This is a genomic window from Pseudomonas sp. PB105, assembly GCF_009764655.1.
GTDB classification, from domain to species: Bacteria; Pseudomonadota; Gammaproteobacteria; order Pseudomonadales; family Pseudomonadaceae; genus Aquipseudomonas; species Aquipseudomonas cyclaminis.
Window position 1 is genome coordinate 1 of record NZ_RWIO01000003.1, and the last position, 17,283, is coordinate 17,283.

Genomic DNA, 17,283 nt, shown 5'->3' on the forward strand with positions numbered 1-17,283 from the left:
GCCACCGCGTTTTTTCAGAAAAACCAAGTTGCCTGGTTTTGGGGCTGCTGCGCAGCCCAGCGCGGGACAAGCCCGCTCACCACAGAGTTATGTATAAGCCTTTGAGAGTTGTGTAGATAGCTATGCTGTGATGGGGGATGTGCAGTTTCTGCCGGGCTACTGCCTGCTGTTGCCTGATCCGGTGGTGGCGAGCTTGAACGACCTGGATACCGAAGCCCGCGCCGCCTACCTGCTGGACATGGCGCGACTCGGCGATGCCGTGCTGCAGGCCACTGACGCCTTGCGCATGAACTACGAGATCCTCGGCAATTCCGAGCCCGAGTTGCATTGCCATATCTTCCCGCGCTACGCCTCGGAGCCCGACGACAAGCGCAGGATGCCCGCGTGGTTTTATGACTGGAAGAGCGCGGTTCCTTATGCAGAAGAGCTTCACGGGGAGTTGCGCCAGGCCATTGCGCGCTTGCTTCAGGACGCGAGCACATCCCATGCGTGAACGACAGGCATCGCGACTGTTGGTGATCAGCCCGTCCCAAACCGTGCTGTTGTTCAGGTTCGTGCATAAGGATGGCGCGCTGGCCGGGAAAAACTACTGGGCTACCCCGGGCGGAGGGGTTGAGCAGGGGGAAACCTTTGAGGCCGCGGCCATCCGTGAGCTGCGCGAGGAGACTGGGATAACGGTCAGCAGCGTGGCGGGCTCAGTGGGCGAGCGCCGTTTCCCGATGATGCTCCCCACTGGCGAAACCGTGCTCGCCGTCGAACAGTATTTTGTGGTTCACGCAGAAAGCGAAGCGCTTTCCAGCGCTGATTGGACCGTGGAGGAAACACAGGTCATGGCCGACCACCATTGGTGGTCGGCGCACGAACTGCGATCGACGCAAGAAACGGTATTCCCCGAGTCTCTGTTGGACATGCTGGTGAGTGCGGCATTGTTCTAAGCCGACGCCAGTATCTCATCGCTCCCGACCACCCTGGCGTAATCCATCGCCAGGTTGCTCAGTGACAGCGCATGCACATCCTCCGCTGGCCACAGGCGCCCCGACAAGTCGGTTTGGTCAAACGTGTAGCAGGCGTCGGCGGCCACGATGACATCAAAGCCCAGGTTGCCGCCTGAGCGCGCCGTGGCCTCGACGGAGTTGTTGGTGATGACCCCGACGATCACCAACTGCCTGATCGCTCGCGTGAGCAGCCAGCGTTCCAGGCCGGTATTTGTGAACGCATCCGGTACGTTTTTCTCCAGCACATGCTCATGCGCCTCGGGCTGCAGTGCGGGCTGGAATTCACAACCCGGTTGCCCCGGCCAGAACACGGAGCCCGGTGAGCGGGAGATATGCCGCACATGCACGATGGGTCTACCGGCTTGCCGCCAGGCGCTGAGCAGACGGTGCATGTGCAACTCCGCATGCGGATTGTTACGTCGCCCGAGCGCGGGTTGGTTGATGCCTTGCTGCATGTCGATGATCACCAATGCGGCGTTGTTGCTTAACGATTCCATGGCACCTCCCTTCGCGCGTGAGGCCCGCAACATAGCAGCCTACGGGCACATCCAAACAGCGATTTATGCGCGGACAACCGCTACACTGCCGCCCCCGAATTTCAGCAAGGATGCTTTGAATGCGTTCGCTTGTCAGCGCTGTGCTCCTCTCCATGGCCGTGGCGGCTCCGGTCATGGCCGAACCCCGCTCGTTCTCGGTCAATGACCCCAGCGGCAAGTACCTGGTTGAAGTGCTGTTCCCCGAGGTGCCGCAGGACTTGCAGTACCTGGCGCGGGCACTGGTCACCCTCCGCGACGCAGCCACCCTCGAAATCCTCCAGCAATTGCAGACCCCGGACGCCCAGGTGCCGATGGACCAGAACGGTAAAACCGTCGACTGGCGTTTGATGGGGGAGAACGGCGTGGTGTACTTCGCCGACATCAATCAGGACGGCCGCCAGGACTTGGCGATCCGCAACGGCACCGGCGCGGATAAAGATTTCCAGTCCAGTTACGACGTGTACCTGCAAGACCCGCAAAAGACGCAGTGGGTGCTGAACGGCCCCTTGACCGAGCTGGCCAACGAAACCTCCGGCGGCATGTTCTCGGTCAACCCCAAGGACGGCATTATCCATTCGCAGACCGACCGTGGCTGCTGCTGGACACGTGCGAGCCGCTGGCAAATGCGCAACGGCGAACTGGTGCGACTCAGCTCATATACCCAGCAAGAAGTGCCTGCGACAGACGATGACGCCAACACCAGCATGCCCAGCGGCTACATGCTGCGCACCACCGGCGAATGGAAGGACGGCCAATGGCTGGAAACCGCCAGGCTGGAAGGGCCGGTCAATGAAGATGCACAGCGGCTGGTGGGCACCCTGGATGGCAAAATCCCGGTAGAAATCTGGTACCAGCAACAGGGCGCGGTGATGATTGGCGAGCTGCGCTACACCCAAAGCGGCAGCGGTAAGCCGATCAAGTTGGTAGGGGATCGCGGCGAGTATGCTGATGAGTCCTTCCTTTACCTGCATGAATACACCGATGACGGCCATCAGACCGGCATTTGGCGCATCAAATCGGATTACACCGGTACCTGGGTCAGCAGCGCCAAGGGCGACCAGCGAGAGCGAGCGATCCAGTTGCACGACGAATACCGTGAGCCCGAGTACGAAAAGTTCGACGAAGTCGCCCGCGATCAACGCGACGGTCACTACCAGATGCGCAATGACTTCCTCGGCCGCGACGGCGACCTGGACCTGAAAATCCTCCCCGACCGCGATGCCCAGGGCCGGGAAGTGGCAGAGTTCACCTTGACGCTCAAGGAAACCGGCACCGACAAGGTGATCGTCAGCGCGCACCACACGGTGGCGATGGAAACCGAAAACCTGATCATCGTGCGCGAGCCCTTGGCGACTCGTCGCGCCGGCCCGTATCACATTCAACTGGTGAAGAATTTCGCGGTGATCAACCACAACTCGGCGCCGGACTTTGCGGATTACTTCACGGGGATGTATCGCAAGCAGCCTCAGGGGAATCCGTAGATTGCGTCTTCACCCTCACCGGGCAAGCGCAAGCCGTAGGCACCTTGTAACAGGGTGCCCGCTTGCCTTCACTCAGCGATTGAAGCGTTCTACCAACGCATATTGAGTGGCCGCCGTATTGGTCAGCTCCTTGCTCAGGCCTGTGGATTGATGGGCTTGCATCGACGTCTGGTCGGCCAGTTCGGCGATGGTGGTGATGTTGCGGCTGATCTCCTCGGCGACCGCGCTTTGCTCCTCGGTGGCGGCGGCGATCTGGGTGGTCATGTCGGTGATGTGGGACACCGCTTCGCTGATACCGACCAATGCCTGGTCCGCTTCCAGCACCCACGCCACGCCTTCCTGGGCCTGGCGTTGACCGTTTTCCATGCTTTGCACGGCGTTGTTGGACGACGCCTGCAACTGAGTGATCAGGGCGTGGATCTGGGTGGTGGATTGGGAGGTGCGCTGGGCCAGTTGACGCACTTCATCGGCTACCACGGCAAAGCCACGGCCCTGCTCGCCAGCGCGGGCAGCTTCAATCGCGGCGTTGAGCGCCAGCAGGTTGGTTTGATCGGCGATGCCTTTGATCACGTCCACCACACTGCCGATTTCGTCACTGTCCTTGGCCAATTGCGCCACGGTGGTGCCGGTTTCGCCCACCACGGCAGACAACCGCTCAATGGCCAGGCGGGTATCACGCGCCACTTCACGGCCACGGCCGGTCAGCACATTGGCTTGCTGGGTGGCGTCGGCCGTGCGCTGCACATGGCTGGCGACTTCCTGGGTGGTCGCCGCCATCTGGTTGACGGCGGCGGAGACTTGCTCGGTTTCGACGCGCTGGCGATCCAGGCCTTTGGAGCTGGCGGTGGCCAACTGATCCGATTGCCCGGCCAGGGCGCTGAGCTGTTCGGCACTGTCCTGCAAGCGGGTAAGGCAGGTTTTCAGGCGGGCGTTCTGGCTGAGGAACGCGGTTTCCAAGCGCGCCTGGGGGCCGCTCGCGTCGCTGTACATCTGGGCGATCAAGGCATCCGATGTCGAGGGCTCGACACCCGCCAGCAGGCGCAAGGTGCTGCCTTGGCGTACGCGGGAGCAGAGCACGCCCACCGGCACGGCGACGGCAACGGCCACCGCAATGGCGACCGGGGCGCTGAGGAACAGCCCGGCCAGACTGCCGGCGATACCGGTGGCTGCGTAGGGGATGCAGCTCATCAGTGCCGGCACCCAGGCATTCATGGATGAAGTACCAGTCTTGCCTTGGCCCAGACGTCGATACAACGCCTCGGCGCGGCGGATTTCATCGGCCGTGGGTTTGACCCGCACGGACTCGAAACCCACCACCCGGCTGCCTTCGAAGATCGGCGTGACGTAGGCGTTGACCCAATAATGGTCGCCGTTTTTCGAGCGGTTCTTGACGATGCCCATCCACGGCAGGCCTTGCTTGAGCGCAGCCCACATGTGTGCAAAGACCGCCGGCGGCACATCGGGGTGACGCACAATGTTCTGCGGCGCGCCGATCAGATCGGCGCGTTCAAAGCCGCTGATTTCGACAAAGGCGTCGTTGCAATAAGTGATGCCACCCTGAGTATCGGTGGCAGAGATCAGTTTTTGTGAAGGCGCGAGTGAAATCTCGCGTTGTGTTACTGGCTGGTTGTTGCGCATTCCGACTACTCCCTGGTTGCACACAGTCCATCGGCGCCAATGTGCAGAAGATTAATCCACATTGGCTATTTCGCCAGCCATTGGTCAAAAGCCTGAAATTAATCGACGAAAAACCCCATAATGGCGGCCATTTTTGTTTAGCCCGTTATTCTGGTGTGCCCCCATGGAAATCAAGGTCAACTTTCTCGACAACCTCCGGCTTGAAGCCAAGTTCGATGACTTCACGGTGATTGCCGACCAACCGATTCGCTATAAAGGCGACGGTTCGGCACCGGGGCCATTCGATTACTTCCTCGCATCGTCGGCACTGTGCGCCGCGTACTTCGTGAAGCTGTACTGCCAGACCCGCAATATCCCCACGGACAATATTCGCCTGTCCCAGAACAACATCGTCGACCCGGAAAACCGCTATAACCAGATCTTCAAGATCCAGGTCGAATTGCCGGCGGATATCTCCGATAAGGACCGCCAGGGCATCCTGCGTTCCATCGACCGTTGCACCGTGAAAAAAGTGGTACAGGCCGGGCCCGAGTTTGTGATCGAAGAGGTGGAAAACCTCGACGCCGACGCCCAGGCCTTGTTGATGCCCAGCAGTCTGTCAGAGCAGGGCACCTACATCGCGGGCAAGGACCTGCCGCTGGAGCAGACCATCGCCAACATGTCCGGCATCCTTGCCGGCCTGGGCATGAAGATCGAGATTGCGTCGTGGCGCAATATCGTGCCCAACGTGTGGTCGCTGCATATCCGCGATGCGCATTCGCCGATGTGTTTCACCAACGGCAAGGGCGCGACCAAGGAGGGCGCGCTGGCGTCGGCATTGGGCGAATTCATCGAGCGGCTCAACTGCAACTTCTTCTACAACGATCAGTTCTGGGGAGAGGAGCTGGCCAACGCGCCGTTCGTGCATTACCCGGATGAGCGCTGGTTCCAGCCAGGCCCGAATGACGAGTTGCCAACCGAGATCCTCGACGCTTACTGCCGCAAGGTCTACGACCGCGAAGGCGAGTTGCGCGGTTCGCACCTGTTCGACACCAACTCCGGCAACGAAGCGCGTGGCATTGTTTCGCTGCCGTTCGTACGCCAGTCCGATGGCGAGGTGGTGTACTTCCCGTCCAACCTGATCGAAAACCTCTACCTCAGCAACGGCATGAGCGCGGGCAATACCCTGGCTGAAGCCCAGGTGCAATGCCTGTCGGAGATTTTCGAACGTGCGGTCAAGCGTGAAATCATCGAAGGCGAATTTGCTTTGCCGGACGTGCCAGCTGACGTGCTCGCCAAGTACCCGAACATTGTGGCGGGCATTGAAGGCCTGGAAGCCCAGGGCTTCCCGGTGCTGGTCAAGGATGCGTCCCTGGGCGGCGAGTTCCCGGTGATGTGCGTGACCTTGATGAACCCGCGCACCGGCGGTGTGTTCGCCTCGTTCGGCGCCCACCCGAGCCTGGAAGTGGCGCTGGAGCGCAGCCTTACCGAACTGCTGCAAGGCCGCAGCTTCGAAGGCTTGAACGACTTGCCGCAACCGACCTTCGAAGGCCAGGCAGTGACGGAGCCGAACAACTTCGTCGAGCACTTCATCGACTCCAGTGGCGTGGTGTCGTGGCGCTTCTTCAGCGCACAGTCGGACTACGAATTTGTCGAGTGGGACTTCAGTGGCGAAGGCGAATACTCCAACGTCCAAGAGGCTGCGACTTTGTTCGGCATCCTGGAAGGCATGGGCAAAGAAGCCTATATGGCGGTGTACGAGCACCTCGGCGCCACCGCATGCCGCATCCTGGTGCCGGACTACTCGGAAATCTACCCGGTGGACGACCTGATCTGGGACAACACCAACAAGGCGCTGTTTTTCCGCGAGGACATCCTCAACCTGCATCGCCTGGACACAGAAGAATTGCAGGCGCTGGTCGAGCGCCTGATCGAAAGCGAACTGGACGACTACACCGACATCACCACGCTGATCGGTATTGAGTTCGACGACAACACTGTGTGGGGCCAACTGACCATCCTGGAGTTGAAGCTGCTGATCTTCCTGGCCTTGCAGCAGTACGAGGAGGCGAAGGAATGCGTGGAGATGTTCCTGCAGTACAACGACAACACCGCTGACCGTGGCCTGTTCTACCAGGCGCTGAACGGGGTGCTGGAGATGGAACTGGACGACGACCTGGACCTGGCGGACTACGAAGCCAACTTCCGCCGCATGTTTGGCAATGAGCGGATGGACGCAGTGATCGGCTCGGTCGATGGCAGTGTGCGGTTCCATGGGTTGACGCCGACCAGCATCAAGCTGGAAGGGCTGGACCGGCATCTGCGCTTGATCGAGAGCTACAAGAAGCTGCACAGCGCACGGGCGAACATCAAGTCGAACTGATCGCGTGCACAGGCGCACTGGCTTCTTGGGGTGAGCAGGCTTCTGTGGTAATTGGGCTACCTAGGGTGAGCAGGCTTCTGTGGTAATTGGGCTCCTTAGGGTGACCAGGCCTCTGTGCTAAGTGGGCTTCTGTGGTGAGCGGGCTTGCCCCGCGCTGGGCTGCGAAGCAGCCCCAATAACAAACACCGCGTAGCATCAGCAAGGGCCCGATCGCCCGGGTTTAGGGCGGCTTCGCCACCCAGCGCGGGGCAAGCCCGCTCACCACAGAAGCCCGCTCACCACAGAACCTCACTCACCAAGGAACCCTGCCCACCATAAGAACCCTGCTCACCACACAAACCCGGTGGCGCAGTTAGATGCGGGCCAACGCCTGCGCCAAATCCGCCCGCAGATCTTCCACATCCTCAACCCCCACCGACAACCGCACCAGCCCGTCACCAATGCCCAACTGCGCCCGCGTTGCCGCCGGGATGCTGGCATGGGTCATGATCGCCGGGTGTTCGATCAGGCTTTCCACGCCGCCCAGGCTTTCGGCCAGGGCGAAGATCTGCACGTTTTCCAGAAAACGTGTGGCGCCAGCCAGGTCGCTGTTCAGGTCCACTGAAATCATCCCGCCGAACCCGCGCATCTGCTGGCGGGCCAAGGCGTGCTGTGGGTGAGAAGCAAGACCGGGGTAGTAGACCCGCGACACCTGCGGCTGCTGTTCCAGCCAGGTGGCCAGGTCCAGGGCGTTGCTGCAATGACGCTCCATGCGCAGAGCCAGGGTTTTCACGCCGCGCAGGGTCAGGAAGGCGTCGAAGGGGCCGGCGATGGCGCCCACCGAGTTCTGGAGAAAGCCCAGGCGTTCAGCCAGTTCGGGGTTGTCGCCGACAACGGCAATGCCGCCGATCACATCGGAGTGGCCATTGAGGTATTTGGTGCTGGAGTGCACCACCACATCAACGCCCAACTCCAGCGGGCGCTGGATCCATGGGCTGGCGAAGGTGTTGTCGGCCACGCAGATGATCCCGCGGGCCCGGCAGATGCGTGCGATGGCGGCCAGGTCAGTGAGGCTCAACAGCGGGTTGCTCGGCGTTTCGACCCAGACCATGCGCGTATCGTCTTGCAGCGACGCTTCAAACGCCAGTACATCACTCAAATCCACAAAGCTGAAACGGTGCCCGGCGCTGCGTTGGCGCACCTTGTCGAACAGCCGAAAGGTGCCGCCATACAGGTCATTGCCGGAGACGATATGCGCGCCCGCGTCCAACAGTTCCAGCACCGTGGAAATCGCCGCCAGCCCAGATGCAAAGGCAAACGCCTGGCTGCCGCCCTCAAGGTCCGCCACGCAACGCTCCAGGGCGAATCGCGTGGGGTTGTGGGAGCGGCCGTAGTCGAAGCCTTTGTGCACGCCGGGGCTGTCTTGCAGGTAGGTCGAATTGGCGTAGATCGGCGGCATCAGCGCGCCGGTGGTGGGGTCGGGGGATTGCCCTGCGTGGATCACACGGGTGGCAAACGCGCTTTTATCGGGCTGGCTCATGCAAGGGATCTCCGCAGGTGGTTGAGCAGGTCGACGCGGGTGATCAGGCCGTAAAAGCCGTCTGCGTCGGCAATGATGGCGACCAGGCCGCGATCCAGTTCGGCTTGCAGTTCGATCAGGCTGGCGCTGGGGGCCAGGGTTTGCAGGTGGTCGGTCATGGCGCTGGCGACGATCATCGTGAAGTGCGCGGCGTCGTGGTGCAGGCCCAGCAGGATGTCGGACTCGTCGATCACCCCCACCAGTTCACGGCCGTTGACCAGCACCGGCAGTTGCGACACATCGGCCAGGCGCATGCGCTGGAAGGCGGTGAGCAAGGTGTCGTCGGGGCTCACGCTGATCACGCGGCCGTCTTCGAAACGGCGGGCGATCAGGTCACGCAGGTCGCCGTAGTGGGTGTAGTGCAGCAGGCCTGCGTCGGTCATCCATTGGTCGTTGTAGACCTTCGACAGGTACCGTGTGCCGGTGTCGCACACAAAGCTGACCACGCGCTTGGGCGTGGTTTGTTCACGGCAATAGCGCAGCGCGGCGGCGAGCAGGGTGCCGGTGGAAGAACCGCCGAGAATACCCTCGGCCTTGAGCAGTTGGCGGGCGTGGTCGAAGCTGTCTTCATCACTGATGGAATAGGCGTGGCGCACGCTGGACAAGTCGGCAATCGACGGGATGAAGTCCTCGCCGATACCTTCCACGGCCCACGACCCAGGGGTGATCAACTGCCCGCTGCGGCTGTATTCGGCCATCACCGAGCCCACCGGATCGGCCAGTACCATCTCCAGTTCCGGTTGCACGCGCTGGAAGAAACGGGTCAGGCCGGTGAGCGTGCCTGCCGAGCCGACGCCGACCACGATTGCATCCACGTCGTGCTGGGTTTGCGCCCAGATCTCCGGCGCGGTGCTGGTTTCGTGGGCCTGGGGATTGGCCGGGTTGTTGAATTGGTCGGCGAAGAATGAACCGGGAATGTCCTGGGCCAGGCGTGCGGCGATGTCCTGGTAGTAATCGGGATGGCCCTTGCCTACATCGGAGCGGGTGATATGCACCTCGGCGCCCATGGCCTTGAGGTGCAGCACCTTTTCGGTGGACATCTTGTCCGGCACCACCAGTACCACGCGGTAACCCTTGGCCCGGCCCACCAGCGCCAGGCCCAGGCCGGTGTTGCCGGCCGTAGCCTCAATGATGGTGCCGCCGGGGCCCAGGCGGCCGTCGCGTTCGGCGGCGTCGATCATGGCCAGGCCAATGCGGTCCTTGATGGAACCGCCGGGGTTCTGGGACTCCAGCTTGAGGAACAGCGTGCAGGGGCCGGTATCGAAGCGACTGACGCGAACCAGTGGCGTGTTGCCGATCAGTTCGAGTACGGCGGGGCGTGAAGGTGTGGGCATGTCGTCACCTGGGTACGCAAGGCAGACATGAAACAGTAGGTCGGTATTGGTTGAGTCGCAACCGGGCGGTCGGCTTGCTGTCTTTTTTCGGCGCATGGGCGACGCTGTACCTGTGGCGAGGAGCTTCGCGACCAGCCACTGTTTTTCGACTACCTGAGCATTTACCCCGAGACGCCGCAGGATCAATGGCAAACCGATATTTATGTGCCGTTGCAGTAGCGCCAGAGGGGAAGGCGGCAAGGATTCATGAGAGCTGATGCAGATGAATCTTGCTAATGACACAAAGTGTCATTAGTATTTATTTGTGTCCTTGTCGGTGGTCCGTAAGGGCTTGGTTCTGATGGTCATGCGACGTTCGTTGAATCTGAGGGTGAAGAATTGAAAGTCCATTTTTTGGTGCATGAATCCTACGAAGCCCCCGGTGCATTTGAGGACTGGGTAAAAGCTCGCAGCTATCAAGCCACTTATTCCCGCGTGTACCTGCAGGATGCGCTGCCAGCCAGCGCGGCATCGTTCGACCTGTTGGTGGTGTTGGGTGGCCCACAAGATCCGGCAACGACGCAGGCGCAGTGTGCGCATTTCAATGCCGTTGCCGAGTGTGCGCTCATTAATGAAGCCATTTCGGCCCGACGTGCTGTGGTTGGAGTGTGCCTGGGGGCGCAATTGATCGGTGAAGCCCTGGGCGCGACGTTCAGCCACAGTCCCGAAAAGGAAATTGGCAAGTTCCCGATTTACCTGAGCCAGGAGGGCTTGGCGAATCCGAAGTTCGCGCATTTTGGGGATACCTTGGACGTCGGCCATTGGCACAACGACATGCCAGGGCTCACGCCGGATGCAAAAATCATCGCGCGAAGTGAGGGTTGTCCGCGTCAGATCGTCGAATACACCCCTTTGGTCTATGGCTTCCAATGCCATATGGAACTGACACAAGACGTCGTGGAGCAGTTGATCCAGGCATCCGATGTGCAATTGCGAACGCTGGTTGATCAGCGATTTGTTCAGCAACCCGCCGAGTTGCGGGCCAACGAATACGATGAAATGAACCAGAAGCTGTTTTTGTTTCTGGACAAGTTGGTGGCCGATTACCACGCACGATAAAAAGCGAGGCAGGTCACAGGCCTGCCTCTGTTTGGTTGAGCGTCAGCTTAGGGTTGTACGCTCCATACCGCCAATTCATACCCATCGGGATCAGTGAAGTGGAACCTGTGCCCGCCGGGGAACGCAAACGTCTCGCGGCTTATCACAGCGCCTGCGGTCTTGATCCGCTGCTGCGTGCCTTCCAGGTCATCGGCATACAGAATCACCAACGGCCCACCCGGTCGAACCGGCTCTCCGGTTGTGAACCCGCCCGTCAGCCGGCCATCGCTGAACTCGGTGTAGGCCGGCCCGTAATCCACGAATGTCCAGCCGAACACTGCGCCGTAGAAGGCTTTGCTGCGGGCGATGTCGCCTACGTTGAATTCGATGTTGTCGATCTGTCGGTCATGACCATGAACGCTCATGGTTGCCTCCTTGGCGGATGATTGAGGTGCGAGTGTAGCGGTTCTTGCGCTGGACTGAGTTACCATGCCGCCGCGAAATTCCCGCCGACCGCTCTGGCCACCTATGTCCTCCAATGCGCTGTACACCGACCTGTCCATCTATTACGACCTGATGTGTGCCGACATCGACTACCGCGCACAAAGCCACAGCGTGCACCGCCTGCACCAACTGTTCGGCAATGGCGGACGCCGGCACCTGGACCTGGCCTGCGGTACCGGCCCTCACGTGCGCCATTTCCTCGACTTCGGCTACCGCAGCGCCGGCCTGGACATCAGCCAGCCGATGCTCGACCTCGCCCAACGGCGCTGCCCCGAGGCACTGTTCAGCTGCCAGGACATGGCGGGTTTCCAGGTGGACGACGCGCAAGATCTGATCACCTGCTTTCTCTACTCGACCCATTACAACGCCAGCCTGGCCCAACTGCGCGCTTGCCTTGCCAGCGTGCACGCTGCGCTCGCTGAAAACGGCGTGTTTTGCTTCAACGCGGTGGACAAGCTGCACATCGACAACCGTTTGCTGGTGCGCCATAGCGTTGAGTGGGAAGGCAGCCACTTCACTTTCGGTTCCGGCTGGCACTACAGCGGGGCAGGTGAGCAGCAGGCGTTGCGCCTGAGTATCGAGAAGACCACGGCGGGCGTGACGCAGGCTTGGCAGGACGAGCACGCTATGGTCGCGCTGAGTTTCGTCGAGTTGCAGCAATTGCTGCAGGTGCATTTTGAAGTGCAGGTTTTTGAGCATGACTATGAGCGGATTACGCCTTGGGCTGGCACGACCGGGAACGCGTTGTTTGTGTGTGTGAAGCGCTGAGGATGCGCCTGCGCTCTGTTGTTATGGCTTGCCCGCCGCCGTCGCGGGCAAGCCTGTAGCGTTTTTTAGGCCTGACGCGAAAGCACCATCGCCGCGCGTTTTTCTTCCGAACCCACATCATGCAGCGAGATCCTCGACGTCTCCGGCAACGCCAACCCGCCTGCCAGTGCCAACACGGCCACCGCAATCAGATAAAACGCCGGTGACAGGTTGCTGCCCGTGGTGCTGATCAACCACGTCGCCATCAGCGGCGCGGTGCCGCCGAAAATTGTATAGGCCATGTTGTAGGTGATCGCCGAAGCGGTATATCGCGTGCGGGTCGGGAAGGTCTCGGACAGCAACGCCGCCGTGACCACTCCACACAACACCGCACCCACCGCAAGCAGCATCACCCCCACAATCGATGCTGCGAACGACCCGGAACTGGCCATCAGGAACGATGGATACACCACCACCATCAGCAACACGCAGGCCGTTATCACGGTGACCCGACGCCCGACCCGGTCCGAATACAGCCCCGCCAGCGGGCAGATCGCCGCGGCGAAAATCAGCGCGATCAGCGACACCAGCAACGCCACCGCCCGACTCAGTCCGCCTGCCACTTGCAGGTACGTCGCAAAGTAGGTGGTGAACATATAAAACGACAACGCCGTCAGCGACACAAACGCGCCCAGGCAGCAGATCGCCGCGCCGTGGTTGCGCAAGGTTTCCTTGAGTGGAGAGTGGGCAACCGCGTGTTCCTGCTTCACGGCCTGGAAGGCCGGCGTCTCATCCAGTTTCCAACGCAGATACAGCCCCACCAAACCCAGTGGCGCGGCGATCAGGAACGGCAAGCGCCAGCCCCAGCTGCCCATCGCCTCGGCGGACAACGACGCTTCCAGGGCGTACGCCACCACCGCGGCGGCGGCGAACGCGGAGAACGTCGACACCGGCACGAAACTGCCATACCAGGCGCGTTTGTCGCTCGGCGCATGCTCCATCAGATAGGCGCAGGCCCCGGCGTATTCGCCCCCGGCAGAGAAACCCTGGGCGCAGCGGATCAACGACAACAGAATCGGCGCTGCGACGCCGATGGCGGCATAAGTGGGCAACAGGCCAATCAAGGTGGTCGCGCCGGCCATCAGCAAAATCGTCATCGCCAGGGTGCGATTGCGGCCGATGCGGTCGCCCAGCATGCCGAAGAAAATCCCGCCCAACGGCCGAAAGGCAAAGGCCACGGCAAACACGGCAAACGTCTTGAGCAGCGCCGCGCTGGCGTCCCCACTGGGAAAAAATTGTTGGGCGATGGTCGTGGCGAGGAAACCGTAGACGGCGAAATCAAACCACTCGACGAAGTTACCGATGCCGGCGGCGATGATGACTTTTCTCAGGGTTTGGGGGCTGACCTGTTCGGTGGATGAGCTCGTCATGGGTGAAGGCCTCGGAGTGCGCAGGGGAATGCCTGATTATCCGAGGTGGTGGGCGGGCGGCGGGGTTCAAAAGAGGCCTGCGCGTAGTCAACAGCGACTTCTTCGCGCCGGGACCGGCCCGCTTCAGGCCTTGGCGGAACGCTGGGCGGACTTGCGATACGTCAGCAGCACAATCCCCGTCACCACAATGACGCCGCCGGCCACCTGCCCGGCGCTGAGCATTTGATCGAGCACGAGCCAGCCCATCAGCAGCGTCGCCAGCGGCTCAATGTTCATGACCGGCGCATTGCGCGGCATATCCAGGCGCGGCACCGACATGAACAGCACGATAAAACCGGTGCCATACAGCACCACCAATGTCGCCAGCGCCAGCCAGCCGGTCGGCGACGCTGGCGGGTTAAGGCCGTTGGCAAGCGCGCCACTCCAGCCAGCAAGGTTCACGCTGCTGAACACAATGAAGATCGTCAGCAGGCTGCGCACCGAACCCCGTACCTGGGACAACTTGTGATCGGTGATCCACAGCGCGCAAGCGAACACGAAGGCGGCGCAGAGGGCGAGGGTAACGCCCAGCAGCCATTGCGGGCCGATGTCGGCGTCGGCCGAGAGCCGAGTCGGCACGTCCAGCACAAACACCAACCCCACCAGAATCAAACCCATCAGCAACGCGGTACGCGCCGTCGGGCGTGGACCGCCTAATGCCCAAGTCAGCAGCGCCAGCAAAATCGGGAAAACGTTAGCCACCAGCAACGCCAGCGCGACTGGCACACGGGCCACGGCCGAGTAAAGGCAGAGGCTTTGGGCGGTAATGAGTAGCCCCAACAGTAACTGCCAACGCCATGCTCCCGAAGGCAGGCGCACACTCTGGCGTTGCCAGAGCACCAGCGCGCCGAGCACCAACAACGTGCCGCCAGAGCGCAGCAAAATGGCCAGGAGCACACCGGCGCCATCGTCGAAGGCGACGCGAGCGGCGATGTGGTTGCCGGCGAAGGCACAGCCCATGCAGAGCAGGATCATTACGGCGACGTGGCGGGGGAAAAGGGCGGGGGCAGGGGGTGTCATGGTAAGGGCTCGGACAAGGGGTGCCATCTTCGGGAATGGCGATTTATTTTTATGGTCATCGTACAACAGTGTTGTAGGTTTGTAGCGTGTTTCAAGCGAAGGGGCAAGCGAGGATTTACAGAATGCCCCATCATATGGGGCTTGTAGGGTTGGCTTAGGATGTTTGGATGATTTCGCGGCGGGGCGGGCGTATTCAATTTCTGGCAGGTTTGGCGGTAGTTGTATGATGTTTTAGGCAGAAATTGGGGGCGCCGCCATTTTTTTAAATGGGGTCTGCCGATCAACGGTCTGATCCGTAAATGTTAGAATCAGTTGCAAGCCTGGCCTAACCTGGGTGCAAACTGGCGTTATGGGACAACCTTGGATAACCAGATGGGCCGGAAGGTGCAGTAATGTTTCTAAGCCTTGAAGTTCGCAGCTATGAGAGGGAAAACCCTCACCCTCACCACCACCACGAGTATGCTCAATTGGTACTGCCGATTCGTGGCGAAATGGAAATCGACGTAAACGGTCGCGGCGGCTGCATTGATCAGTCATTGGCAGCGCTTGTGACACCTGGCTCGATCCACTCGCAGCAGACTAACCTCGATAGCCGGTTTCTAGTTTTGGACTGTGCGCCGATGACCCTGGAAACGCTCCAGATAGAGCGTCTTGCTCAGAAAATATATGTGCCCATTTCGCCCGCAACTCGTCGGCTTATAGAGTTCGCTGAGCTAATCGGCAACGCACAGCTGTCCATCGCTGCTTCCCAATTGGGGCCTTTGCTTTTGTCGTCCCTAAATTCCGACATCTCTTGCTTTCCAGACCCCATGGAGCAGTTGATCGCCCGTCTTCGGGCGGATCCTGGAGCCAACTGGAGCAATGAGGCTATGGCTCAAGTAGCAAGAATGAGCATGAGTCAGCTGCACCAGCGATTCCGGCTATCGTTCGAGATGAGTCCGCAAGCCTGGTTGACCGATCTACGCCTGCAAGAAGCTCAACGATGGTTGCGTGGAACCTCATTAACCATATCCGAGATTGCCTTGCGTGCTGGCTTTTGCGATCAGGCATCGCTGACCCGTGCCATGCAGCGCGTGAGGGCCACGACCCCGGCGGTTTATCGTAAAACGCAAAAACAGTCTGGGTAAAAAATTCCGCAGTTACCGACAATACTCCCTGAATCAGTTGCTCCAGACTTCATCCATTACGCTTTGGAGCGCGGATGAAATGTTTGCTGATCGATCACTGCTAAAGGGCATTGTCTACGGAGTTTGCGCGGGCCTGTGTTGGGGAGTGATTTTCCTCGGCCCCCAGCTCACCCCTGGGTTGAGCGGCCTGCAATTCGCCGTTCTGAGATTTCTCTGCTACGGCGCGATTTCGGTGGCCTTGCTTATGCCTCGCTGGAGGCGCGTTTGCGCCAATCTCACTATGGCCGACTGGAAGTCACTCTTCTGGCTTAGCCTGATTGGGAACCTCATCTACTACACGCTGGTGGGCACCGGTGTGCAGTTGGTTGGCATTGCCACAACGTCTCTGATCGTCGGACTCATTCCGGTGTTCGTCACATTGGCAGGGCGTCATGACATCAACGCCGTTTCTTTGCGCAAGCTCACTCCCTCGCTGTGCTGCGCAGTGGGCGGGGTCACACTTATCAGCTGGCACGCACTGATCAACGGCGACAGGCCCGATACACTGACAAACATTGCCGGAATTCTATGCGCGGCGGGCGCGTTAATGACATGGAGCTGGTTCGCAGTGAGCAACGCAAGGCGGCTGGCTCAGGTAGCCAGCGTTTCCGCCCATGACTGGGCACTGCTGACAGGGGTCATGACTGGCGCTCAATCACTGCTTTTGGCGGTACCTGTCCTGGGTTGGCAGGTCGGAACGCATGGCAACTCCGAATGGCTACACTTTGTCATGGTAGCCGGTGGCGTAGCGTTTTTATCTTCGGTTGTGGGTAATGCGTGCTGGAATCAGGCGAGCCGACTTCTACCACTGGCACTAAGCGGACAAGTGCTCGTGATTGAGACGTTAGCGGCGCTGTTTTTAGGATTTCTATGGGAGCATCGGCTGCCCGACTCATATGAAATTGCGGCGATTGCACTTTTGGTCACCGGTGTCATGTGGTGTCTGAATTGTCATCGTACTCCCCGTTACTCTCCGGCTATTTAGCTCTTACAGAGCCGCTGAACGACATGAATGCTGACTGCACCTAGATGACTTAGCCGGACGCATACCTCTGAATGGACAATTAGGAACTTTTATGAATAATCTCGCGGACATAGCTTTGAACTATCTTTGGACGCTGAATTTTTCAAGCGATGATTTAGGGTTTGACGAAGATTGGGTAGTAAAAGAAATTGAGTCTATGTCTCATGAGATCGAACATAATTTCACTGACGCAGAGCGTCAAGCTCTCAAGGAGTCTGCAAGCCGAGCTTTGACGAGGTGGCTGAGGGAGCCTGATGAGCACGGCTATACGCCACGCAAACTTCTTAAACCAGAACAAAGAATTTTTCTAGAGTGTATTGCATCAGGAAAATTCAGCGGCCCAGAGCTCTGATTACTTCAAGCGGGCAACGC

At 60.1% G+C, this 17,283-nt stretch carries 15 protein-coding genes and 3 pseudogenes; 10 read left to right on the forward strand and 8 right to left on the reverse strand.

The features are described 5' to 3' along the window. Window positions 1-121: 121 nt before the first annotated feature. A pseudogene (locus EJD88_RS00360) lies at window positions 122-493 on the forward strand (HIT family protein); the annotation flags it as partial. Continuing rightward, entirely contained in the window at window positions 486-935 is a 450-nt protein-coding gene (locus EJD88_RS00365; protein ID WP_099585324.1) for an NUDIX hydrolase, read from the forward strand. The pseudogene EJD88_RS00360 and the gene EJD88_RS00365, both read left to right, overlap by 8 nt. Here EJD88_RS00365 and EJD88_RS00370 read toward each other — a convergent pair. Continuing rightward, window positions 932-1,492 carry a cysteine hydrolase family protein gene (locus EJD88_RS00370; RefSeq protein ID WP_158876188.1) on the reverse strand — a complete coding sequence of 187 codons (561 nt, stop codon included), beginning with the start codon at window positions 1,490-1,492 and terminating at the stop codon, window positions 932-934. The genes EJD88_RS00365 and EJD88_RS00370 overlap by 4 nt on opposite strands. A 119-nt stretch (window positions 1,493-1,611) precedes the next feature. Between EJD88_RS00370 and EJD88_RS00375 the strand changes: the two genes are divergently transcribed. Beyond that, window positions 1,612-3,012: a hypothetical protein gene (locus tag EJD88_RS00375; RefSeq protein WP_158876189.1), complete on the forward strand. Its 1,401-nt coding sequence runs from the start codon at window positions 1,612-1,614 to the stop codon at window positions 3,010-3,012. Window positions 3,013-3,084: 72 nt separating this feature from the next. Here the strand turns inward: EJD88_RS00375 and EJD88_RS00380 are convergent, their stop codons facing one another. Beyond that, entirely contained in the window at window positions 3,085-4,200 is a 1,116-nt protein-coding gene (locus EJD88_RS00380) for a methyl-accepting chemotaxis protein (protein WP_371926526.1), read from the reverse strand. A gap of 177 nt (window positions 4,201-4,377) precedes the next feature. After that, a pseudogene (locus EJD88_RS27415) lies at window positions 4,378-4,650 on the reverse strand (PAS domain-containing protein); the annotation flags it as partial. Window positions 4,651-4,813: 163 nt separating this feature from the next. On the opposite strand from EJD88_RS27415, the gene EJD88_RS00385 reads away from it, so the two are divergent. Beyond that, window positions 4,814-7,012, forward strand: a complete 2,199-nt coding sequence (locus EJD88_RS00385) for an OsmC domain/YcaO domain-containing protein (protein ID WP_158876191.1) — start codon at window positions 4,814-4,816, stop codon at window positions 7,010-7,012. A gap of 352 nt (window positions 7,013-7,364) precedes the next feature. Here EJD88_RS00385 and EJD88_RS00390 read toward each other — a convergent pair whose 3' ends face one another. Beyond that, window positions 7,365-8,531, reverse strand: coding sequence for a cystathionine gamma-synthase (locus EJD88_RS00390; protein ID WP_158876192.1), 1,167 nt, complete (start codon window positions 8,529-8,531; stop codon window positions 7,365-7,367). After that, a complete protein-coding gene (locus EJD88_RS00395; RefSeq protein WP_112195534.1) occupies window positions 8,528-9,904 on the reverse strand; it encodes a cystathionine beta-synthase in 1,377 nt (458 codons plus the stop codon). Before EJD88_RS00395 ends, EJD88_RS00390 begins: the two co-directional genes overlap by 4 nt. Before the next feature lie 114 nt (window positions 9,905-10,018). Between EJD88_RS00395 and EJD88_RS27420 the strand changes: the two are divergent. Together EJD88_RS27420 and EJD88_RS00400 are read left to right on the forward strand one after the other, a co-directional pair. Beyond that, a pseudogene (locus EJD88_RS27420) lies at window positions 10,019-10,123 on the forward strand (AraC family transcriptional regulator); the annotation flags it as partial. Window positions 10,124-10,282: 159 nt separating this feature from the next. Then, window positions 10,283-11,002, forward strand: a complete 720-nt coding sequence (locus tag EJD88_RS00400) for a type 1 glutamine amidotransferase (protein ID WP_158876193.1) — start codon at window positions 10,283-10,285, stop codon at window positions 11,000-11,002. Between the two features lie 47 nt (window positions 11,003-11,049). On the opposite strand, the gene EJD88_RS00405 is transcribed toward EJD88_RS00400, so the two are convergent. Continuing rightward, window positions 11,050-11,406: a VOC family protein gene (locus EJD88_RS00405; protein WP_158876194.1), complete on the reverse strand. Its 357-nt coding sequence runs from the start codon at window positions 11,404-11,406 to the stop codon at window positions 11,050-11,052. Between the two features lie 103 nt (window positions 11,407-11,509). Between EJD88_RS00405 and EJD88_RS00410 the strand changes: the two genes are divergently transcribed. Further along, on the forward strand, window positions 11,510-12,253 hold the full coding sequence (locus tag EJD88_RS00410) for a class I SAM-dependent methyltransferase (protein ID WP_160385004.1): 744 nt from the start codon (window positions 11,510-11,512) through the stop codon (window positions 12,251-12,253). A gap of 65 nt (window positions 12,254-12,318) precedes the next feature. Here EJD88_RS00410 and EJD88_RS00415 read toward each other — a convergent pair whose 3' ends face one another. Both EJD88_RS00415 and EJD88_RS00420 read right to left on the reverse strand, forming a co-directional pair. Further along, window positions 12,319-13,662, reverse strand: coding sequence for an MFS transporter (locus EJD88_RS00415; protein ID WP_158876195.1), 1,344 nt, complete (start codon window positions 13,660-13,662; stop codon window positions 12,319-12,321). Window positions 13,663-13,785: 123 nt separating this feature from the next. Then, window positions 13,786-14,721: a DMT family transporter gene (locus EJD88_RS00420; RefSeq protein WP_099585313.1), complete on the reverse strand. Its 936-nt coding sequence runs from the start codon at window positions 14,719-14,721 to the stop codon at window positions 13,786-13,788. Between the two features lie 392 nt (window positions 14,722-15,113). On the opposite strand from EJD88_RS00420, the gene EJD88_RS00425 reads away from it, so the two are divergent. The 3 genes from EJD88_RS00425 (at window position 15,114) to EJD88_RS00435 (ending at window position 17,263) form a co-directional block, all read left to right on the forward strand. After that, window positions 15,114-15,848, forward strand: coding sequence for an AraC family transcriptional regulator (locus EJD88_RS00425; protein ID WP_099585312.1), 735 nt, complete (start codon window positions 15,114-15,116; stop codon window positions 15,846-15,848). Window positions 15,849-15,927: 79 nt separating this feature from the next. Beyond that, window positions 15,928-16,872, forward strand: a complete 945-nt coding sequence (locus EJD88_RS00430; protein WP_158876196.1) for a DMT family transporter — start codon at window positions 15,928-15,930, stop codon at window positions 16,870-16,872. Window positions 16,873-16,963: 91 nt separating this feature from the next. Continuing rightward, window positions 16,964-17,263 (forward strand): hypothetical protein, encoded by a 300-nt coding sequence (locus tag EJD88_RS00435; protein ID WP_158876197.1) that lies wholly within the window; start codon window positions 16,964-16,966, stop codon window positions 17,261-17,263. Window positions 17,264-17,283: the final 20 nt, after the last annotated feature.